The organism is Massilia endophytica (assembly GCF_021165955.1).
Lineage (GTDB): Bacteria > Pseudomonadota > Gammaproteobacteria > Burkholderiales > Burkholderiaceae_D > Rugamonas > Rugamonas endophytica.
Window position 1 is genome coordinate 2,448,583 of record NZ_CP088952.1, and the last position, 19,664, is coordinate 2,468,246.

The following is a 19,664-nucleotide window of genomic DNA, read 5'->3' on the forward strand; positions in this document are numbered from 1 at the left end:
TTCTCAGTTCTTTAAGTGTTCAGTAAAAAATCGCGCGCAATGGCGATCTGGTCTTCGTGCATGAAGGTCGGGGCATGGCCCACATCCGAAATCTCGACCAGCCTTGCCTTGGGCCCGCGCTGCGTCATGGCCAGCGCGGTGTCGTGGGAAAGCAGGTCGGATTGGGCGCCGCGCACGAGCAGCGTCGGGCAGCGTATCGCGTCGTATGCTGCCCACAGCATCGCCTGGTCGGCCTGCGCCGATTCCGGCGTGATGCTGCGGAAGGGTTGGGCCAGTCCCATGTCGTAATGGCGTACCCATTGCCCGTCCGTATCCTGGCGCAGCACGTCGCTCGCCAGTTTATGCCATTCTTCGTCGCTGTGCAGGCCGAAGGGACGCGACACTTCGCGCACCCATTGCAGGCCTGCTTCGAAACTCGGGAAGCGCAGTTCCTGGCCGATGTAGTCGCCAATGCGGCGCAGCGCGACGCCATCGAGCACGGGGCCGATATCGTTCAGCACCAGCTTCTTCACCGGGGTTTCGGGCAGGGATGCGAGGCCCATGCCGATCAAGCCCCCCATCGAGGTGCCGAACCAGCTCACCGTCTGCTTTTCGTCCGCCAGCACGCGCGCCAGCAGGGTGACCATGTCGGCCACGTACTGGGGAATGCGGTAGAGGTCCGGGTTGCGCAGCTTGCCGGAGCGGCCGCGCCCCACCACATCGGGACAGATCACGCGGAAGTCCTTGCACAGGGCGCGGGCGAGATTGTCGAAATCGTCCGACACGCGGGTGACGCCGTGCACGCATACCAGCACGTCCGGATTGTCCGGCTCGCCCCATTCCTTGTACACCATGCGGTGCAGCCCCGCCATCGACAGGCACTGAACGGATTTTATTTTCGCTTCGACCATCGCAAGTTCCTCTGCCCTCTGGGTTTTTGCGCTACATTTTAACGTGCGTTGGATTTAAAATCCTAACAAGCTTATTTTTTCATTACAGAGGATGAGATGACGAGTACTAACTTACGCGGCAAGACTGCGCTGGTGACCGGTTCCACATCCGGCATCGGCCTGGGCATCGCCCGCTGCCTGGCCGCCGAAGGCGCCAATATCGTGTTCAACGGCTTCGGCGATGCAAAGGAGATCGAGCAGCTGCAGGCCGATGTGGCGAAGGAGTTCGGCATCCAGACCGCCTACCATAACGCGGACATGAGCAAGCCCGCCGAGATCGAGGCGATGATGAAGTTCATCGACGAGAAGTTCGGCGGCACCGATGTCCTGATCAACAACGCGGGCATCCAGCACGTGGCCAATGTGGACGAGTTCCCGGTCGAGAAGTGGGACGCGATCATCGCCATCAACCTCACCTCCGCCTTCCACACCACGCGCCTTGCGCTGCCGGGCATGAAGAAGAAGAACTGGGGCCGCATCATCAACATCGCTTCCGCCCACGGCCTGGTGGGCTCGGCGGGCAAGTCGGCCTACGTCGCGGCCAAGCACGGCATCGTGGGCCTGACCAAGGTGTCGGCGCTGGAAACGGCCACCACGGGCGTCACCGTGAACGCCATCTGCCCCGGCTTCGTGCTCACGCCGCTGGTGCAGAAGCAGGTGGATGCGCGCGCAGAGAAGGACGGCCTCACCAACGAGCAGGCCAAGCACGCCCTGCTGGCGGACAAGCAGCCTTCCGGTGACTTCGTCACGCCAGAGGAACTGGGCGGCCTGGCCGTCTTCCTGTGCAGCGACGCGGCCAAGCAGGTGCGCGGCGTGGCCTGGAACGTGGACGGCGGCTGGGTGGCCCAGTAAGAGGCCCCTAAGTAGTACTGCCTAGTGGTTAGCCGCAATGCGGTTAACCACAATGCGGATATTCACAATGGCGATAACTGCTATCGCCCTTCATGATGCGGCCATCGAACGTGGAGACCACATCATGAAAAAACCCTTCTACAAGATCCTGTACGTGCAGGTGCTGTTTGCGATTGCAGCCGGCATCCTGCTCGGCATCTACCTGCCTTCCGACGCCGTGGCCATGAAGCCCCTGGGCGACGGCTTCATCAAACTGATCAAGATGATCATCGCGCCGGTCATCTTCTGCACCGTGGTCTCCGGCATCGCCGGCATGCAGGACGTGAAGAAGATCGGCCGCGTGGGCGGCAAGGCCCTGCTCTATTTCGAGGTGGTGTCCACCTTCGCGCTCGTGATCGGCCTCTTCGTGGCCAATATCATCCAGCCCGGCGCAGGCTTCAATGCCGATCCCGCCACGCTGGACACGAAGGCGATCGCCCAGTACACGGAGAAGGCCAAGCACCAGTCCACCACGGACTTCGTGATGAACATCATCCCGAACACGGTGGTCGATGCCTTCGCCAAGGGTGACATCCTGCAGGTGCTGCTGATCTCCGTGCTGTTCGGCTTTGCCCTGTCGCTGCTGGGTGAACGCGGCAAAGGCATCACGCAGCTGATCGACGACGCGGCCCAGGCCATCTTCGGCGTGGTCAATATCGTGATGAAGGCCGCCCCCATCGGCGCTTTCGGCGCCATGGCCTTCACCATCGGCAAATACGGCATCGATTCCCTGCTGCCGCTGGCCAAGCTGATGGGCTCCTTCTACCTCACCTGCTTCCTCTTCGTCTTCATCGTGCTGGGCGCCATCGCCAAGGCGACGGGCTTCTCCATCGGCCGCTTCATCCTCTATATCAAGGAAGAACTGCTGATCGTGCTGGGCACCAGCTCCTCCGAAAGCGCCCTGCCCTCGCTGATGCGCAAGCTGGAAAAGCTGGGCAACTCGAAATCCGTGGTGGGCCTGGTGGTCCCCACCGGCTACTCCTTCAACCTGGATGGCACCAACATCTACATGACGATGGCCGCCCTCTTCGTGGCGCAGGCCACCAACACCGACCTGACGCTGGCGCAGGAACTCACCATCCTGGGCGTGGCGATGCTGACCTCCAAAGGCGCATCGGGCATTACCGGCGCGGGCTTCATCACCCTGGCCGCGACGCTGGCCGTGGTGCCGACCATTCCGGTGGCGGGCATGGCGCTTATCCTGGGCATCGACCGCTTCATGAGCGAATGCCGCGCGCTGACGAATTTCATCGGCAATGGCGTGGCCGCCATTGTGGTGTCGAAGTGGGAAGGCGAACTGAATCACGACAAGCTGACGCGCGAACTGGCAAACCCCGGTTCGACCGAAGTTCCCGTGGCCGTGGTGGCGCCGGAAGCGCCGAAGGTGGCCGCACTGCGCGCCTGAGGAAGGCGCAAACAAAAACGGCACGCCGCGGTGAACTGACCCCAAAGAGTTGGACAGTTTAGTTAGGCAGCCAAGGGCTGAGTCCGGAATTGTACCGGGCTCAGCCCTTTTAGTTTGAGCTTGATGCGGTCATGGTTGTAGTAATGGATGTAGCGCTTCAGCCCAGCCCTGAGTTCCTCGACGCTGTTGAACTTATTGAGGTAGAAGAACTCGGTCTTCAACACCGCGAAAAAGCTCTCCATCGCCGCGTTATCGAGGCAGTTTCCCTTCCGCGACATGCTTTGCACCAGCTCGCGTTGGTGGAGCTGACGCTGGTAGGCGGGCATACGATATTGCCACCCCTGGTCGGAATGAAGCATCGGTTTGTCGTTGGGGCCGAGTTTCGCCAGTGCCTGCTTCAGCATTGAGCTGACCAATTCGAACTTGGGACGCTCGGCGGTTTCGAAGGCGACGATTTCGCCGTTGTAGAGATCGAGCACAAGCGAAAGATACAGCTTCCTGCCGGCCACATTGAACTCGGTCACATCGGTAACCCACTTCTGGTTGGCGGCATCGGCCTGGAACTGGCGGTTCAGCTCGTTCGATGCAGCACGCCCCACCTCGCCCCTGAATGATCGGTATTTCTTGGGTCGAACCAGCGATTTCAGTCCCAGCGTTCCCATCAAGCGCTGTACTTTTTTATGGTTGACCAGCAGACCCAGCTGACGCACCGCGGCAGTGACGCGGCGATAGCCATAACGTCCCTGGTGACGATTAAATATCGTCTTGATCTGCTCTTTAACCTGCGCGTGCTTGTCGCCGCCTTGAAGCACTTTCTGCTGGTAGTAGAAGGTGCTGCGCGGCAGCTTTGCCAGCTTCAACAATCCGGCAATTGGATACTGCTGCCTTAGTTCCTGCACTACTTGCGCTTTTTGGCGGGAGTCGCCTTCTGCTGTGCTTGAACCAAGGCTCGCAACTTTTTTAGATATGCCACCTCCATGCGGAGATGGTTTACCTCCGCCAGCAGCTCCTCGCGGGTGCGCGTGTCATCGTTGGGGGAATCTTCTGTTTTTTCCGTTGCGGTTGCCATCTTGCTCGGTTTTCCTCGTTGGCCGGGCTGCAGGGCATCCAGCCCGCCATTTTCGTAACTACGCCCCCAAGCAGCCAGAATGCCAGGATTGCGGATATTGAACTGAGCGGCCGTCTGACCGTATGAAAGTTCATTTTCCCACATGTGCCGCAAGACTGAGAGCTTGAACTCGGCACTGTAGTGGCTGAACTTCTTCTTGAGTCCTCCGACACCATGGGCCCGGAACGACTCCACCCAGCGTCGCACCATCCCATATGCGACCCTATGCTCTTGCGCGATCGTCCTGTAACCGGCCCCGCCGCGCAGGTACTGCTGAACTACCGCTAGCTTGAACTTCTCATCGTACTTCGTCATGAAAAAACCCCAAAAGTTGGTGTCCAACTCTTGGGGTTCAGTTCACCGCGGCGTGCCGTTTTTTATGGGCGAACCTCTTCAGACTGCCGACAGGTCGAGCTCCACGCCCGATGCCGCCGCGATCTGCTCCTTCGTCACGCCAGGCGCCAGCTCGGTCACTTTCATGCCCTTGTCCGTCACTTCCATCACACCGAGGTCGGTGATGACCAGGTCCACCACGCCCACGCCGGTCAGCGGCAGGTCGCATTTCTTCAGCAGCTTGTGCGAGGTGCTGCCGTCCTTGGCGGTGGCCACGTGCTCCATCAGCACCACGACCTTCTTCACGCCCGCCACCAGGTCCATGGCGCCGCCCATGCCCTTGACCATTTTCCCTGGGATCATCCAGTTCGCCAGGTCGCCCTTTTCGGACACCTGCATCGCGCCCAGGATGGCCAGGTTGATTTTGCCGCCGCGGATCATACCGAAGGAATCGGCGGAGCTGAAGTAGGCCGCGCCGGGCAGCGCCGTCACGGTCTGCTTGCCCGCGTTGATCAGGTCAGCGTCCACTTCCGCGTCCGTCGGGAAGGGGCCGATGCCCAGCAGGCCGTTTTCGGACTGCAGGAACACTTCGATATTGGAGGGCACATAGTTGGCCACCAGGGTCGGCAGGCCGATGCCCAGGTTCACATAGAAGCCGTCCTGCAGCTCTTTTGCCGCGCGCGCGGCCATTTCATCACGAGTCCAAGCCATGTCTGTCTCCTCAGCCCGCACGCACGGTGCGCTGTTCGATGCGTTTTTCCGGGGTGGCGTTCAGCACCAGGCGGTGCACGAAGATGCCGGGCAGGTGCACTGCATCCGGATCGATCTCGCCCACTTCCACGATCTGCTCCACTTCGGCCACGCAGATCTTGCCCGCGGTCGCCACGTTCGGATTGAAGTTGCGGGCCGTCTTGCGGAATACCAGGTTGCCCGCCTTGTCGGCCTTCCAGGCCTTGACCAGGGAAACGTCGGCGACGAGCGAACGCTCCATCACATACATCTCGCCATCGAACTCGCGCACTTCCTTGCCCTCTGCGACGATGGTGCCCACGCCGGTCTTGGTGAAGAAGGCCGGGATGCCCGCGCCGCCGGCGCGCAGCTTCTCGGCCAGCGTTCCCTGGGGCGTGAACTCCAGCTCCAGCTCACCGGCCAGGAACTGGCGGGCGAATTCCTTGTTCTCGCCCACGTAGGACGAGATCATCTTCTTGATCTGGCGCGTTTCCAGCAGCTGGCCGAGGCCGAAGCCGTCCACGCCCGCGTTGTTGGAGATGGCCGTCAGGCCTTTGGCGCCCGTGTCGCGCAGTGCGGCGATCAGGGCTTCGGGAATGCCGCACAGGCCGAAACCGCCAACGGCGATGGTCTGTCCGTCCTCAATGATGCCCGCCAGTGCGGCCTTGGCATCGGGGTAGATCTTATTCATGGGTGCCCCCTCTATTTTTTTGATAAGCTTGCTCTGTCTAGCAGATCGCGACTCAGAATAGAATACGCGAGTCAAAAGCACAATACCGTAGAACTACCGCAAACCTGAACGGAACCTGATGAACGCGCCTTACGAGATCGACTACGAGACCATCTTCAAGTTTGCGCCGGTAGGCATGTGCATCTCGCTCAACCGCATCATCCAGTCCTCGAACGATGCGCTCACCTCGATGTTCGGCTACGGGCACGGCGAGCTGGACGGACAATCCTTCCAGGTGCTCTACCCCACGGTGGACGAATTCCTGCGCACGGGCCACCGCATCATTCCCATCATGAACGCCAAGGGGCGCTACTCGGACGAGCGCATCATGCGGCGCGCGAACGGCGAGCTGTTCTGGTGCCACGTCACGGGCCGCGCCCTGGACCCGCAGCAGCCCCTGGGCGCCGGCGTGTGGACCTTCGAGGACGTGAGCGAGAAGCGGCCCGTTTCGGCCGAACTCACCCCGCGCGAGCGCGAGATCGCCGCCTTCCTCGTCGAAGGCAAGACCAGCAAGCTGATCGCGCGTGAAACGGACCTCAGCCCGCGCACGGTGGAAATGCACCGCGCCAAGCTCATGCGCAAATTCGGCGCCGCCACCTCATCCGAGCTGGTCCACAAACTGATGGGCGTCACCCAGGCCGGCAGCTGAGCCTATTGCGCGGTCATGCCGTCGTCGGCGGAGATGATGGCCCCGTTGATGAAGTGGGCTTCGTCGCCGGCCAGCAACAGCAATAGCCCGTCGAGATCTTCCGGTTTGCCGGGGCGCTTGCGGGGGAGCATTTCGATCAGGCGCTTGCCCTGCTCGCTGGCGAAGTAGTCTTCATTGATTTCCGTCGAGATGTAGCCGGGACAGATGGCGTTGGTGTTGATGTTGTATTTACCCCATTCGACCGCCATGGCCTTCGTCATCTGGATCACGCCCGCCTTGCTCATGCAGTAGACGCCGATCTGCGGCAGGACCCGCAGTCCCGCCACCGAGGCGATATTGATGATGCGGTGCTGCTTCTTGGGGTCGCCCTTGGCCCGCGCAATCATGCGCTTGGCCGCTTCCTGCGCCACGAAGAAGGCGCCGCGCAGGTTGGTGTCCATGATGAAGTTGTAGTCTTCCGGCGTCACGTCCACCAGGCGCTGCGTGGTGGAGACGCCGGAATTGTTGACCAGGATGTCGATCGGCCCCGCTTCCGTCTCGGCGTGGGCAATCGCCGACTTGATGCTGGCGTAGTCCGTCACGTCCAGCGCCACCACGTGCGCCGCCCCGCCCTCCGCTTCGATCTCGGCCCGCAGCTCCTTCAGCCGCTCCGTGCGGCGCGAGGCCAGCACCACCTGCGCGCCCGCGCCCGCCAGCACTTTGGCAAAGCGCGCCCCCAGCCCGCTCGAGGCCCCGGTGATCAGCGCAATCTTGCCTTCGAAATTCACTTCAATGCCCACGGCTTTCCTCCTCTGTGATCTGCAATGACATCATTACATAAAACGCCAGTATTAGATGGGAACATCTAATACAATGACGCCGACATTGCGTTCCCGCGAAAAAAGAAGCACACTCGTGCTAATTATTGCGTTTTCATTATTCCTATAACAAAGACCTATGACAAATCTCGTTGAGCAGTACGGCCCGCGCGAAGCGATGGAGTACGACGTGGTGATCGTTGGCGGCGGCCCCGCGGGCCTCTCCGCCGCGATCCGGATCAAGCAGCTGGCCCAGGAGAAGGGCCAGGACGTTTCGGTGGTGGTGCTGGAAAAAGGCGGCGAACTGGGCGCCCACATCCTGTCCGGCGCCGTGATGGACCCGCGCGCCCTGACCGAACTGATCCCGAACTGGAAGGAGCTGGGCGCCCCGCTCAACACTCCCGTCACCGAGGACCGGGTGCTCTTCCTGACCGAGACCAAGGCCATCAAGACCCCGAACTTCCTGCTGCCGAAATGCTTCGAGAACCACGGCAACTACGTGATCTCCCTGGGCAATGTGGTGCGCTGGCTGGGCCAGCAGGCCGAGGCCCTGGGCGTGGAGATCTTCCCCGGCTTCCCCGCCGCCGAGATCCTGTACAACGAGGACGGCTCGGTCAAGGGCGTGGCCACCGGCAATATGGGCGTCAAGCGCGACGGCGAAGCCGGTCCGGACTTCCAGCTGGGCATGGAGCTGCACGGCAAGTACACTCTTTTCGCCGAAGGTTCGCGCGGCCACCTGGGCAAGCAGCTCATGGCCAAGTACGAGCTCAACAAAGGCAAGGACCCGCAGGCCTACGGCATCGGCATCAAGGAGCTGTGGGAGATCGACCCGGCCAAGCACCAGCCCGGCCTCGTGATCCACACCACGGGATGGCCGCTCGACACGCAGACCTACGGCGGCTCCTTCCTGTACCACCTGGAGAACAACCAGGTGGCGGTGGGTTACGTTGTCGGCCTCAATTACGAGAATCCCTACCTCTCCCCCTATGAGGAGTTCCAGCGCTACAAGACCCACCCGGCCATCCGTGGCTTCTTCGAGGGCGGCAAGCGCATTTCCTATGGCGCGCGCGCCATCACGGCGGGCGGCCTGCAGTCCCTGCCCAAGCTGGTCTTCCCGGGCGGCGCCCTGATCGGCTGCGACGCCGGTTTCCTGAACATGAGCCGCATCAAGGGCAGCCACGCCGCCATCAAATCGGGCATGCTGGCCGCCGAGGCCCTGTTCACCGCCCTGGGCGAAGGCCGCCAGCACGACGAGCTGGCCGCCTACCCGGCCGCCTTCGAGCAGTCCTGGCTGCACGAGGAGCTGCACGTGGCGCGCAATGTGAAGCAGTACCTGAACAAGGGCCTGTATTTCGGCTCCGTCATGACCTGGATCGACCAGTTCGCGCTGCGCGGCAAGGCGCCCTGGACCCTGCACCACAGCCATGCCGACCACGAATGCCTGAAGCCGGCAGCCAATTACCGGCCCATCGCCTATCCGAAGCCGGACGGCAAGCTCACCTTCGACAAGCTGTCCTCGGTCTTCATTTCCAACACGAACCACGCCGAGGACCAGCCCATCCACCTGACCCTGAAAAACGCGGCCATTCCCGTTGATGTCAATCTGGCAAAATACGCGGGGCCCGAGCAGCGCTACTGCCCGGCCGGGGTCTACGAGTTCGTGCGCAGCGACGAAGGCCTGGAGCGCCTGCAGATCAATGCCCAGAACTGCGTGCACTGCAAGACCTGCGATATCAAGGACCCGACCCAGAATATCGTCTGGGTGACGCCGGAAGGCGGCGGCGGCCCGAACTACCCCAATATGTAAATGACAAGAACGCAGGCCTCCGGGCTTGCGTTTTTTTCATCGTATAAAAAAATTTTTGAAAATTTCCACATGGAATTTAATGCCGGGTCTTAAACGGTCGTCTTGTACTTCTGAGAGCGCAGAGCGACTGCTGCTCTGGAATTGAAACCCACCCCAACAGGAGTTACTCATGCTGAGCCTTCACACCAACGCAGCGGCACTGTCCGCACAAAACGCGATCTCCCGTACCCAACAGTCCCTGTCGACCTCGATGACCCGTCTGTCGACCGGCTATCGCATCAACTCCGCGATGGACGACGCTGCAGGCCTGCAGATCGCAACCCGTCTGAAAGCGCAAACCAGCGGCATGAACACCGCAATGCGCAACACCCAGAACTCGATCTCCCTGCTGCAGACCGCTGAAGGTTCCTTCGACGAGATCAACAACATGCTGGTCCGCATGAAAGACCTGGCCACCCAGTCCGCCGACGTGTCCTCCACCGACGACGACCGTACCGCACTGCAGTCCGAGTACGACGCCCTGTCCCTGGAACTGTACAACGTGATGAACAACACCACCTTCGGCGGCCAGAAACTGCTGACCGGCGGTACCGTGGCTTCCTCCATGACCTTCCAGATCGGCGCTTCCGATACGGAAAAAATGGACGTGGACCTGAGCACCCAGATGACCGCCGCTGACACCGCCCTGATCGCTCTGGGCGCCAACTACGCCGGCACCCTGACCGTGGGCGCGACCGAAATCGCCTCCCAGACCGGCGCCAACGGCAAGCTGGTAACCATCAACGACGCCATCGACGCCATCTCCACCGTGCGTTCCGCACTGGGTGCAGCTGCTAACCGTCTGGACCACGTGAACACCAACCTGGCCAACATCTCGACCAACACCAAGAACGCAACCGGCCGTATCATGGACGTTGACTTCGCTTCGGAATCCGCTGCGATGACCTCGAACCAGATGCTGCTGCAAGCTGGCACCGCCATGCTGAAGCAGTCGAACAGCCAGTCCTCGCTGGTTCTGTCCCTGCTGCAGTAATAGCAGACTATCGCCGGGCGCCTGGCGCCTGGCGGGACCAAGAGCCAACCGGACGCCCGGTTGGCTTTTTTCGTATGTTGCCCTGAAAAAGTGGCTATATGGCAATAGACCGTGTAACGCCGTTAAATTCGGCCCTGACGATTCCGGAGCGCGTGGCCCGCGAACAGCCGGGCCAGGCGCAGCCTATTCCGCCCGTCGCCCAGCCGCACGACGACACCCCCGATTTTGCCCTGCAGTCCGGGCTGCCCGCCGCGGTGGGCGCCCTCCTGGACGCGGCGGAAGGCCTGGCCTCGGGCCGGCAGGCGGCCACCGCGGCCGCTGCCGGCCTGGCCGCGCGCATGCTGGCGGGCGAAGAGCCGCCCGCCGCCATGGCCTCCAACCAGCTCTTCCTGTCGCGCCAGCTGGTCTGGCATCCGCCCGACACCTCCATCATGGCCGCATCCTGGATGGTCATGGTGCGCACTTACAGCGAGCAGCGCGCCGCCCTGCAGCGCCAGGCCAGCGGCCGCCACGTGCCGGGCAGCCTCTTCCTGGCCGATCCCATCCACGCCGTCAAGCGCGAGAGCCGTGCGGCCCCGCAGCTGGTGCAGGAGATGGAAGCCTGGCGCTTTGCCGTCTATGCCTGGGGCGCCGAAAAACTGGTGCTGCGCGTGGTGGCGCGCGACCCGGGCCAGCAGGACGGTCCGCCCCAGCAGCGCCGCCGCCCGCGCATTGCCCTGCGCCTGGAACTGAACCTGCCGGACTTCGGCAAGATCGTGATCCAGATGGAGCCGGGCGCCAACGGCGTGACCCTGGAAGTGGGCGCGGCCCAGCAGGCGGCCATGCAGCACATGCGCACCATGCTGCCGAAGATCGCTTCCCTGGCAGCCCGCTGCGGCATCCAGATAGTGCGCGCGCGCCTGATGCGCGAACTCTCGCCCGTCACCGACATGGAGCCCACGCGCCACCAGGTGAACCTGCTCTCCCCTTCCCTGTTCAAGGCCATGGCGGAGACGGCGGTGCTGCTGTCCCAGCCCCTGCCGCCGGACGAACTCTTCTTCGAGCCCGCCGACGGCGAGCGGGCCTAAACGCCGCGGAAGACGGCTGCAATGGCGGCGGGATCGCGCCGCAGCAGCGTTTCATTGAAATACAGCTCGACCTGATTGTTGCGCACCGGGCGGATGCGCAGCTGCGCCTGCGCCAGCCGCTCCTCCAGCCCAGCCGCCCGCTCCGGCGCCATCTCCAGCACGGCGATATTGCTGCCGTGGGGGATGCGCCGCACCTTGTAGCCGGGCGTGGCTTCCAGGGCCGCCAGCAGGCGTTCGCCCGCCGCGCGCACGGCGGCGAAGCGCTGTTCGGCGCCGTCCAGGGCGGCCAGCGCGGGCAGCGCCGCTTCCCAGCCGTTGTAGAGGGCGCCGCCAAAGAGGTGGCGCAGCTCGCGCGCCTTCGCCATCAGCGCCTTCGAACCCGACAGCACCCCGCCGAAGGGCGCGCCCAGGTATTTGTAGAGCGAGACGTAGACCGTGTCGAACGGTTCGCAGTAGGACTTCACACGGAAGCCGTCCATGCCGGACATGAGCAGCAGCCTGGCGCCGTCCAGGTGCAGGGGAATGCGCTTGCTGCGCGCCAGCTGGGCGATCTCGCCTACCAGGGCGGGCGGCAAGGTGGCGCCCTGGGCCCGGCGCACCGGGCTTTCGAGGGAGATGGCGCCTACCTTGAGCGGATACGGCCCCACTTCGGCGCGCTCGATGGCTTCCGCCACTTCGGCAAGGCTGGGCGCCGCCCGGCCGGGCGCCAGGGGCACGAGATTGATCCCGCTCAGGGTGGTGACGGCGTTCGATTCGTCGCGGTAGACATGGCTTTCCTGCTGCACCAGCGCATGCCGCGCTTCGCCGCACAGCAGGCGCAGGGCGATGTGGTTGGCCAGGGTCCCGGTGGGCATGAAGACCGTGTCCTCCTTGCCCAGCAGGGCCGAGAACTTCGCCTCCAGCTCCGCCACGGCGCCGCCGGCGAGGTAGCTGTCCGTGACCTTGGCGCGCCCCTGCAGGAGCTCCTGCAGGCGGGCCGCGTAGTCGGCCGGGCTGCGCGGCAGGGAATCGCCGCCGAGCAGCACGAGCTGCCCTTCCGGGGCCGGCTGCGCGGAAGACTGGGCGCCGAGCGCCAGCAGCGGCAAGGAAGATCCGAGAAACTGGCGGCGGTTCAGCGTCATGCGGCCTCCTTAGCCGACGGTGCCGATGATGCTCACTTCGCGGTTTTCCGGCACCTCGTTATACGACAGCACATGCAGGCCCGGCGCGAACAGGCGCGCATAGCGCGCCAGCAGCGGCCGGATCTGCGGCAGCACCAGCAGCAGCGGCGGCGTGGCCTGCTGCTTCATCTGTTCGCGCGCCACAGGCATGTTCACCTGCAGCTGGGACAGCAGGTGCGGATCGATGGGGTAGTTGTCCAGCACCACCTTGCCGCTCTGGCGCGCCTGGTTCAGGGAACCGAGCAGCATGTTTTCCAGTTCGCCGCCCAGGTTAAAGGCCAGCATCTCGTTCTTCTGGCCGAACAGGCTGGACACGATCTGGCGCCGCAGGGCGCAGCGCACTTCGGCCGCCAGCAGAATGGGGTCCTTGGTGGTTTCCGAGCTGTCCAGCAGGGTGGTCGCGATGGGCACGATGTCCTTGAGCGACACGTTCTCGGCCAGCAGCGCGCGGAACACGCGCAGCAGCTGGGTATGCGTGAGCGCCTTGTCCAGGGCCCCGCCCAGCTTGGGCGAGAGCGCCGTCAGGCGCTCGATGATGGCCGACACGTCTTCATGGCGGAACAGCTCCGGCAGGTATTCGCGGATCAGCTTCGACACGTGGGTGGCGATGGCGCTGGGCGCCTCCACCACCTGGTAGCCCAGGCCCAGGGCCTGCGCCTTGTCGGACGGCTGGATCCAGGTCACGGGCATGCCGTAGGCCGGTTCGATGCCGGGAATGCCGTCGATCTGGCCGTAGGTATTGCCGGAGGCGATGGCCATCAGGCGGTCGGCGAAGACCTCGGCCTGGGCCACCACGGCGCCGCTCAGCACCACGGAATACTGGGTGGGTTTGAGGCCCAGGTCGTCGCGCACGCCGATGGGCGGCAGCACGATGCCCATGGATTCGGACAGGCTCTGGCGCACGCCGCGGATGCGCTTGGTGAGCAGCTCGCCATGCGCCTTGTCGATCATGCCCACCAGCTTGTAGCCCAGCAGCACCTGCATGGGCTGCACGGCGGGCAGGTTCTGCCATTCCAGTTCGGGCGTCTTCTGCTCGCTGAGCGCGGCCTCGATGGCGGCCAGGTTGGCATTGTCCGGCACCTTGGCCACGCGCTGCTGCATGCGCCAGCCGACGAAGGCGATCACGCCGCCGAAGATCAGGAAGACCTGCCAGGGCATGCCAGGCACCAGGCCGAGGATGACCATCACGGCCGCGGCGCTGAACAGCACATTCGGGGAGGCCAGCAGCTGGCTGCCCACCTGCTGTTCGAAGTCGCCCGAATCGCTGACGCGGGTGACGATGATGGCGGCGGCGGCCGAGAGCAGCAGCGCCGGGATCTGGGCCACCAGGCCGTCGCCGATGGTCAGCAGCGCATAGGTGCGGAAGGCGTCGCCGAAGGACAGGCCGTGCATCAGCGAGCCGATGGCCACGCCGCCCACCAGGTTGATGATCAGGATCAGGATGGAGGCGATGGCATCGCCGCGCACGAACTTGGAGGCGCCGTCCATGGCGCCGTAGAAGTCCGCTTCCGTGGCCACTTCGCGGCGGCGCAGCTGGGCCTTTTCCTGGTTGATGAGGCCGGCATTCAGGTCGGCGTCGATCGCCATCTGCTTGCCGGGCAAGGCGTCCAGGGTGAAGCGCGCCGACACTTCGGAAATACGCTCCGCGCCCTTGGTCACCACGGCGAAGTTGATGATCATGAGGATCACGAAGACCACCATGCCCACCACGAAATTGCCGCCGATGACGACGTTGCCGAAGGCCTCGATCACGGAGCCCGCGGCATGGGTGCCGTTATGGCCGTTCAGCAGCACCACGCGGGTGGAGGCCACGTTCAGGGTCAGCCTGGCCAGCGTCGTGGCCAGGATCACCGTGGGGAAGACCGAGAAGTCGAGCGGGCGCTTGGCGCTCACGCTCACCAGGATCACGATCAGGGACAGCACGATATTGAACGTGAACAGCACGTCCAGCAGCATCGGCGGCAGCGGCAGGATGATCATCGCCAGGATCGCCACCACGAAGGCCGGGGTGGCGAACTTGTGGCGGCGCATTTCCGCGATCAGCCGGTTGAAGAAATTCATGACGTCGAAGCCTCACTCATCGATGTTGGAACCACTACCTGGTCCGGGAACGGGGGCAGCGCCTGGCGCCTGCCTGCCCGGAAAGCTTTCAATTGCAGCACATAGTGCAGCACCTGCGACACGGCCTGGTACAGCTGCACCGGAATCTGCTGGTTGACCTGGCTCGTATTGTAAATGGCCCGCGCCAGGGGCGGCAAAGGACAAACGTCTATTCCATGCTCGGCGGCGATCTGGCGGATGTAGAGCGCCATCTCGTCCACGCCCTTGGCCACCACGTAGGGAGCTTCGGCACGTTTCTCGTCGTACTTGAGGGCCACCGCATAGTGTTCGGGGTTGACCACCACCACGTCCGCGCCCGGCACCGTCTTGCGCGCGCTGCGCTGGGCCAGGGCGCGCTGCAGCTGGCGGATGCGCTGGCGCACCTCGGGCCGGCCTTCGCTGCTCTTGTGTTCCTCCTTCAGCTCCTGTTTGCTCATGCGCTGCTGGCGGGCGAAGAAGAAGGCCTGGGCCGGCACGTCCACGATGGCGAAGAGGATGAAGACGGAGATCAGGGCCATGAGCCCGTCCAGCATCAGGTTCGAGCCGATCAGCATGGCCTCGTTCAGCGGCAGGGACTGCAGGCGGGTGTAGTCGTTGATGGTGCCGCGCGCCACATGCACCAGCACCCAGGCCAGCACGCCCGCCTTGCCGATGGACAGGCCCAGCTCCCAGGCGTGCTTGCCGCTGAAGAGGCGGCCCAGGTTGGTGGCCGGGCTCAGGCGCTCGAACTTGGGCTCCCAGTGCTTGGTGCTGACCACCCAGCCGCCCGGCACCAGGGCGCCCAGCACGACAAAGAGGGGCACCACGAAGAGCGGCACCAGCATCTTCAGCAGCAGCACCATGGCCCCGCCCAGCACCATGGTCATGGCGTTGTCGATGGCGCCCTCGCTGTGCAGGGGCAGGAAGGTCTGCTGGAACAGGGTGCGGAACTCCTGCAGGTAGTCCGGCAGCAGCCAGACGAAGAGCTTCAGGCTGACCAGGATGCCGATGGCCGTGGCCAGGTCGCGCGAGCGCACCACCTGCCCTTCCTGGCGCGACTTCCTCAGCTTCTGCTGTGAGGCCTTTTCTGTTTTGTCGCCGGTCCCGGTATCAGCCATGGCCTGCCGCCTGCATCTGCTGGCGGATCATTTCCAGCACCCGGCCGGACATCCGCACATAGTGTTCGGGAATGAAGCGCACCACCTGCCCCAGCATGAGCAGGCCGAAGATGGTGATCACGGAAAAGCCCAGCGAGAACAGGTTCAGCGTGGGCGCCACGCGGTTGAGGAAGCCGAAGCCCAGCTGCACCACGACCGTGGAAAAGACGATGGGAATGGCCAGCAGCATGGCGGCCGAGAAGACCCAGGCCACGTTCCAGGCCACCGTCTGCAGCAGGATGGGCCGGTAGCCGCCCCCCAGGGGCCAGGCGCGGAAGCTCTCGCCGATCACGCCGCTCAGCACGATGTGGGCGTCGACGGCGAAGAAGATGATAATCGTGAGCATGGTCAGCAGGGCCGAGACCACGTCCGAGGAGGTGCCGTTCAGGGGGTCGTTCATCACCGCCAGCGAGAAGCCCACCTGGCTCGACACCAGGTAGCCCAGCACGCCGATCACAGACATGGTGAAGTGGAAGGCCAGGCCGATCACGAAGCCGATGATGGCCTGCTCCGCCGTGGCCACGGCGGCCTGCAGGGAGAACGGATCGATGACCACCTGCTCCTTGCCCGTGATGGGCAGCATGATGATGGCCAGCACCAGGGACACGAGGATGCGCACGGTCACCGGCACCATGGCCTCGCCCAGCACGGGCGCGGCCGAGAGCATGGCCATGATGCGCACGAAGGGCCACCACAGGGCGTTCAGCAGCGGCAGCAGGTTGTACAGAACCGGTTCCATGCGGGACGGCTAGCCGACCAGGGTGGCGGCGCGGTTGAATATGGAAACGCAGTAGTCCATCAGGTAGCCCGCCATCCACTGCCCCGTGAGGATAATGGCCAGCAGGGTGACGAGCAGGCGCGGCAGGAAGCTCAGGGTCTGCTCGTTGATCTGGGTGGCGGCCTGGATCAGGGCCACCAGCAGGCCGGCCACCAGGCCCGGCACCACCAGCACCATCACGAGGATCATGACGATGTGCAGGGCCTCGATCACGAGGTCGACGGCGATTTCGGGCGTCAGCATCTCAGTAGGCCTGTATGCTCGTGACGAGCGTGTTCACGGTTAAGGTCCAGCCGTCCACCAGCACGAAGAGCAGCAGCTTGAAGGGCAGCGAGATCACCAGCGGCGAGAGCATCATCATGCCCATGGCCATCAGCACCGAGGACACCACGAGGTCGATGATGAGGAAGGGAATGAAGAGCATGCAGCCGATCTGGAAGGCCGTCTTCAGTTCCGACAGCACGAAGGCGGCCAGCTTGACGGCGAAGCCGTGCTGCGCCGGCGTGGCCACGTTGTCCTCGCCCGCCAGGTGGGCGATCTGCTTCAGCGAGGCCTTGCTGGTCTGGGCCAGCATGAAGCGCGAGATCGGCTGCTCGGCGATCTTCAGGGCTTCGTTCAGGCCGATCTTGTCCTGGTCGTAGGGCAGGAAGGCTTCGCGCCAGACCTGGTCGCCGATCGGCTTCATCACCAGCAGGGTCAGGATGAGGGCCACGCCCGTGATGATGCGGTTGGGCAGGCCCTGCTGCAGGCCCAGGGCCTGGCGCAGCAGGGAGAGCACGATGACGAAGCGGGTAAAGCTCGTCATCATCATGACCAGGATGGGCAGGAGGCCCAGCAGGGTCATGATGACGAGGATCTGCATCTTCACCGAGAGCTCGGTGCGCGCGCCGGGCACGACATTGGCCAGCAGATCCTGGGCCTGCGCGGGGAGGCAGGCCAACAGCAGCGGCAGCAGGAGCGCCGCCGCCAGCATGCCGGCCGGCCTGCCGAGGCGGCCGAACGGCATCAACCTTCCAAACTTCATGGCGCCATCATGTCGAGATTGAGCCCGTCCAGGTCAATCACCTTCAATCCGTAGTTCTCGCCCGCCACCACCACTTCGGCGCGGCCGATGGCCGTGCCGTTGACCTTGATGACCAGGGGCTCGCCGGCCAGGGTGTCCAGCTCCACCACGCTGTCCGGGCCGATGGACATAAGCTCCTGCAGCGACACGCGGGCCGAGCCCACTTCCAGGGTCAGCTGAACGGGGATCTTGCGCATCATCTGCGGCAGGTCGCGGCGCGGGGCGCGCGGCATGGCCATGTCGCCCAGGTCGTCGGTGACGGGATCGATCAGCATCTCTTCGGACATGTCGTCGTCCATCAGGCCGTCGCTGTTGCCGTTGGCATTTACGTTCATCATTGATTACTCGATATCTTCAAAGGAGGTTAAGCAGAGTTTGCCTTTATGCTCGGTCACCGCGGCGGAAAAGAGGCGGGAATCCTCGAGCATGACTTCTGCTCTGTTCAGGCTGATCGGGATGACATCGCCCACGCGCATGTCGAACAAAGCGCCGAGGGAGATCTCCTTGCTCACCAGGCGGCCGTTCAGGCCCACCTGCAGCCGGGCCGCCAGGGGCCCGGCGGGCTTGGCGGCCTTGCGTCCGGCGTCGCGCTCGGGCAGCAGCCCGTGCAGCACGTCGCCGATCAGTTGTTTGTCCAGGGCCAGGAAGATGCGGCCCTGCATGCCGCCGCCGCTCTCGCCCACCGTGACGGTGACCACCCAGGTGCCCTTGGGCGGATGGGAGCCGGCAGCCGGGCGGATCTCTTCGCCGCCCTCCCCGCCCGCGGGCTTGTTCTCCGCTGGCAGGTTCAGTTCGATGCGGCCGGCCAGGGTGGCGGCCAGCTGTTGTCCCAGCACCACAGCCAGGCGCTCTTCCGTGGCCGTGACCTTGATCTGTGACTCGTCCGCCACAGCCAGGCTGCCCTTGCCGCGGCCGTAACGGTAGTTGAGGACGGCCAGCAGCACCTTGCGCTCCAGGGCGAAGGCGATGCTGCCGCCGGGGGCGGAAAAGTGCAGCCAGCGCAGGCTCTCCTCGCGGCCCTGCAGGCGCGAGAAGGCCACTTCTCCCACGTGGAAGGCGGCCCAGTAGCGGCGGTGCATGGGCAGGCGCATGGCCTGCATCAGGTCTTCGCGCAGCTGGGCTGCGAACTGCGGCAGCCGGTGCACGGGGCGCCCCAGCAGGCACGGGTCCAGCACTTGGTATTGGGTCTGTGTGTTGGTCATTTTTTTCGCTTCGTCTGCACCAATAATCCTATCCCAATCTGCGCGGCGCAGGACGCTTTGGGAGTGTAGAATACCTGAAATTCATCCATATTGCCACGCAACAATACCAACTATTGCCCCCATTCCCAAATACCTCTTTACAGCCTAGTTGCCAGAGGGTAAGCTTGAACTTGGCGTGCTAGAGCTCATGCCACAGAACCTTTGCAGCGCATTGTTTCTTACTCGAATATAAAAGACGTGGATCAAATATCACGCCGCTGCCGATGAATCGGTCCAAAACGCAACACACTGGCAGAAATTTTTCCGACTTGCGGAACTCCGCTGCAGCGCTGGCGGCGGAGGACGCAAACCGAACGATGTGAGACCAAGCTTTGCAAGTGGAGATGGCACATGGCTAATGAACTCGCCGGTATGATCAAGGCGGACCTCGCGGCACTCAACAATGCCGCCTCCGGCCTGGCCCAGCATGCGGCCAGCATCGCGCCCGCCGCGCAATTCGGCGCCGGCGCGCAAACGAATAACCCTTCCTTCGCGCAATCGATGCACAACGCCTTCCAGGGCGTGAATGCAGCCGACCAGGCGGCCGCCGACAAGATGGCCGACGTCGACGCCGGCCGCAGCGATGACCTGGTCGGCGCCATGCTGGCCAGCCAGGAAGCGAGCCTGTCCTTCCAGATGCTGATGCAAGTCCGCAACAAGGTCATGGGCGCTGTCGAAGACCTGATCAAACTCCCGCTGTAAGTCCCT

The 19,664-nt window shown here is 63.7% G+C and carries 20 protein-coding genes; 7 read left to right on the forward strand and 13 right to left on the reverse strand.

All coding sequences use genetic code 11. The annotated features are described in order from the left end of the window. Positions 1–11: 11 nt before the first annotated feature. The gene (locus LSQ66_RS10900) at positions 12–890 is read right to left on the reverse strand and encodes an alpha/beta fold hydrolase (RefSeq protein WP_231769799.1); all 879 of its coding nucleotides are present in this window, start codon (positions 888–890) and stop codon (positions 12–14) included. Between the two features lie 96 nt (positions 891–986). On the opposite strand from LSQ66_RS10900, the gene LSQ66_RS10905 reads away from it, so the two are divergent. Beyond that, positions 987–1,781, forward strand: a complete 795-nt coding sequence (locus LSQ66_RS10905; RefSeq protein WP_231769800.1) for a 3-hydroxybutyrate dehydrogenase — start codon at positions 987–989, stop codon at positions 1,779–1,781. 124 nt (positions 1,782–1,905) lie between these two features. Then, a complete protein-coding gene (locus LSQ66_RS10910) occupies positions 1,906–3,225 on the forward strand; it encodes a dicarboxylate/amino acid:cation symporter (RefSeq protein WP_231769801.1) in 1,320 nt (439 codons plus the stop codon). Between the two features lie 62 nt (positions 3,226–3,287). On the opposite strand, the gene LSQ66_RS10915 is transcribed toward LSQ66_RS10910, so the two are convergent. From LSQ66_RS10915 to LSQ66_RS10925, 3 genes are all read right to left on the reverse strand, one after another. Continuing rightward, positions 3,288–4,648, reverse strand: a protein-coding gene (locus LSQ66_RS10915; RefSeq protein ID WP_231769394.1) for an IS3 family transposase whose coding sequence is annotated in 2 segments (ribosomal slippage) — positions 3,288–4,166 and positions 4,169–4,648 — 1,359 coding nt in all. Because the reading frame shifts where the segments join, the coding sequence is not laid out codon by codon here. 78 nt (positions 4,649–4,726) lie between these two features. Beyond that, entirely contained in the window at positions 4,727–5,377 is a 651-nt protein-coding gene (locus tag LSQ66_RS10920) for a 3-oxoacid CoA-transferase subunit B (RefSeq protein WP_231769802.1), read from the reverse strand. A gap of 10 nt (positions 5,378–5,387) precedes the next feature. Continuing rightward, positions 5,388–6,086 carry a CoA transferase subunit A gene (locus LSQ66_RS10925; RefSeq protein ID WP_231769803.1) on the reverse strand — a complete coding sequence of 233 codons (699 nt, stop codon included), beginning with the start codon at positions 6,084–6,086 and terminating at the stop codon, positions 5,388–5,390. Between the two features lie 118 nt (positions 6,087–6,204). Between LSQ66_RS10925 and LSQ66_RS10930 the strand changes: the two genes are divergently transcribed. After that, the gene (locus LSQ66_RS10930; protein WP_231769804.1) at positions 6,205–6,774 is read left to right on the forward strand and encodes a PAS and helix-turn-helix domain-containing protein; all 570 of its coding nucleotides are present in this window, start codon (positions 6,205–6,207) and stop codon (positions 6,772–6,774) included. Between the two features lie 2 nt (positions 6,775–6,776). On the opposite strand, the gene LSQ66_RS10935 is transcribed toward LSQ66_RS10930, so the two are convergent. Continuing rightward, positions 6,777–7,553: an SDR family oxidoreductase gene (locus LSQ66_RS10935; RefSeq protein ID WP_231769805.1), complete on the reverse strand. Its 777-nt coding sequence runs from the start codon at positions 7,551–7,553 to the stop codon at positions 6,777–6,779. 196 nt (positions 7,554–7,749) lie between these two features. On the opposite strand from LSQ66_RS10935, the gene LSQ66_RS10940 reads away from it, so the two are divergent. From LSQ66_RS10940 to LSQ66_RS10950, 3 genes are all read left to right on the forward strand, one after another. Beyond that, positions 7,750–9,378 carry an electron transfer flavoprotein-ubiquinone oxidoreductase gene (locus LSQ66_RS10940; protein WP_407659638.1) on the forward strand — a complete coding sequence of 543 codons (1,629 nt, stop codon included), beginning with the start codon at positions 7,750–7,752 and terminating at the stop codon, positions 9,376–9,378. Positions 9,379–9,547: 169 nt separating this feature from the next. Then, positions 9,548–10,411 carry a flagellin N-terminal helical domain-containing protein gene (locus LSQ66_RS10945; RefSeq protein ID WP_231769807.1) on the forward strand — a complete coding sequence of 288 codons (864 nt, stop codon included), beginning with the start codon at positions 9,548–9,550 and terminating at the stop codon, positions 10,409–10,411. Positions 10,412–10,509: 98 nt separating this feature from the next. Then, positions 10,510–11,478 (forward strand): flagellar hook-length control protein FliK, encoded by a 969-nt coding sequence (locus LSQ66_RS10950; protein ID WP_231769808.1) that lies wholly within the window; start codon positions 10,510–10,512, stop codon positions 11,476–11,478. Here LSQ66_RS10950 and LSQ66_RS10955 read toward each other — a convergent pair. The 8 genes from LSQ66_RS10955 to LSQ66_RS10990 are packed head-to-tail and all read right to left on the reverse strand — an operon-like array spanning position 11,475 to position 18,917. Continuing rightward, a complete protein-coding gene (locus LSQ66_RS10955; protein WP_231769809.1) occupies positions 11,475–12,599 on the reverse strand; it encodes a threonine aldolase family protein in 1,125 nt (374 codons plus the stop codon). The two genes, LSQ66_RS10950 and LSQ66_RS10955, sit on opposite strands and share 4 nt — an antisense overlap. Before the next feature lie 9 nt (positions 12,600–12,608). Next, the gene (locus tag LSQ66_RS10960; RefSeq protein WP_231769810.1) at positions 12,609–14,699 is read right to left on the reverse strand and encodes a flagellar biosynthesis protein FlhA; all 2,091 of its coding nucleotides are present in this window, start codon (positions 14,697–14,699) and stop codon (positions 12,609–12,611) included. Further along, positions 14,696–15,835 (reverse strand): EscU/YscU/HrcU family type III secretion system export apparatus switch protein, encoded by a 1,140-nt coding sequence (locus LSQ66_RS10965; protein WP_231769811.1) that lies wholly within the window; start codon positions 15,833–15,835, stop codon positions 14,696–14,698. Before LSQ66_RS10965 ends, LSQ66_RS10960 begins: the two co-directional genes overlap by 4 nt. Further along, entirely contained in the window at positions 15,828–16,613 is a 786-nt protein-coding gene (locus LSQ66_RS10970) for a flagellar biosynthetic protein FliR (RefSeq protein ID WP_231769812.1), read from the reverse strand. Before LSQ66_RS10970 ends, LSQ66_RS10965 begins: the two co-directional genes overlap by 8 nt. A gap of 9 nt (positions 16,614–16,622) precedes the next feature. Next, a complete protein-coding gene (gene fliQ, locus LSQ66_RS10975; protein ID WP_231769813.1) occupies positions 16,623–16,895 on the reverse strand; it encodes a flagellar biosynthesis protein FliQ in 273 nt (90 codons plus the stop codon). 1 nt (position 16,896) lies between these two features. Continuing rightward, positions 16,897–17,676, reverse strand: coding sequence for a flagellar type III secretion system pore protein FliP (gene fliP / locus LSQ66_RS10980; protein WP_407659608.1), 780 nt, complete (start codon positions 17,674–17,676; stop codon positions 16,897–16,899). Next, positions 17,673–18,053: a FliM/FliN family flagellar motor switch protein gene (locus LSQ66_RS10985; protein WP_231769814.1), complete on the reverse strand. Its 381-nt coding sequence runs from the start codon at positions 18,051–18,053 to the stop codon at positions 17,673–17,675. The genes fliP and LSQ66_RS10985 overlap by 4 nt, the downstream gene beginning before the upstream one ends. Before the next feature lie 3 nt (positions 18,054–18,056). Continuing rightward, complete coding sequence (locus LSQ66_RS10990; RefSeq protein ID WP_231769815.1) at positions 18,057–18,917, reverse strand: FliM/FliN family flagellar motor switch protein; 861 nt, start codon at positions 18,915–18,917, stop codon at positions 18,057–18,059. Between the two features lie 390 nt (positions 18,918–19,307). On the opposite strand from LSQ66_RS10990, the gene LSQ66_RS10995 reads away from it, so the two are divergent. Then, a complete protein-coding gene (locus LSQ66_RS10995) occupies positions 19,308–19,658 on the forward strand; it encodes a flagellar hook-basal body complex protein FliE (protein WP_231769816.1) in 351 nt (116 codons plus the stop codon). The last annotated feature ends 6 nt before the right edge of the window (positions 19,659–19,664 follow it).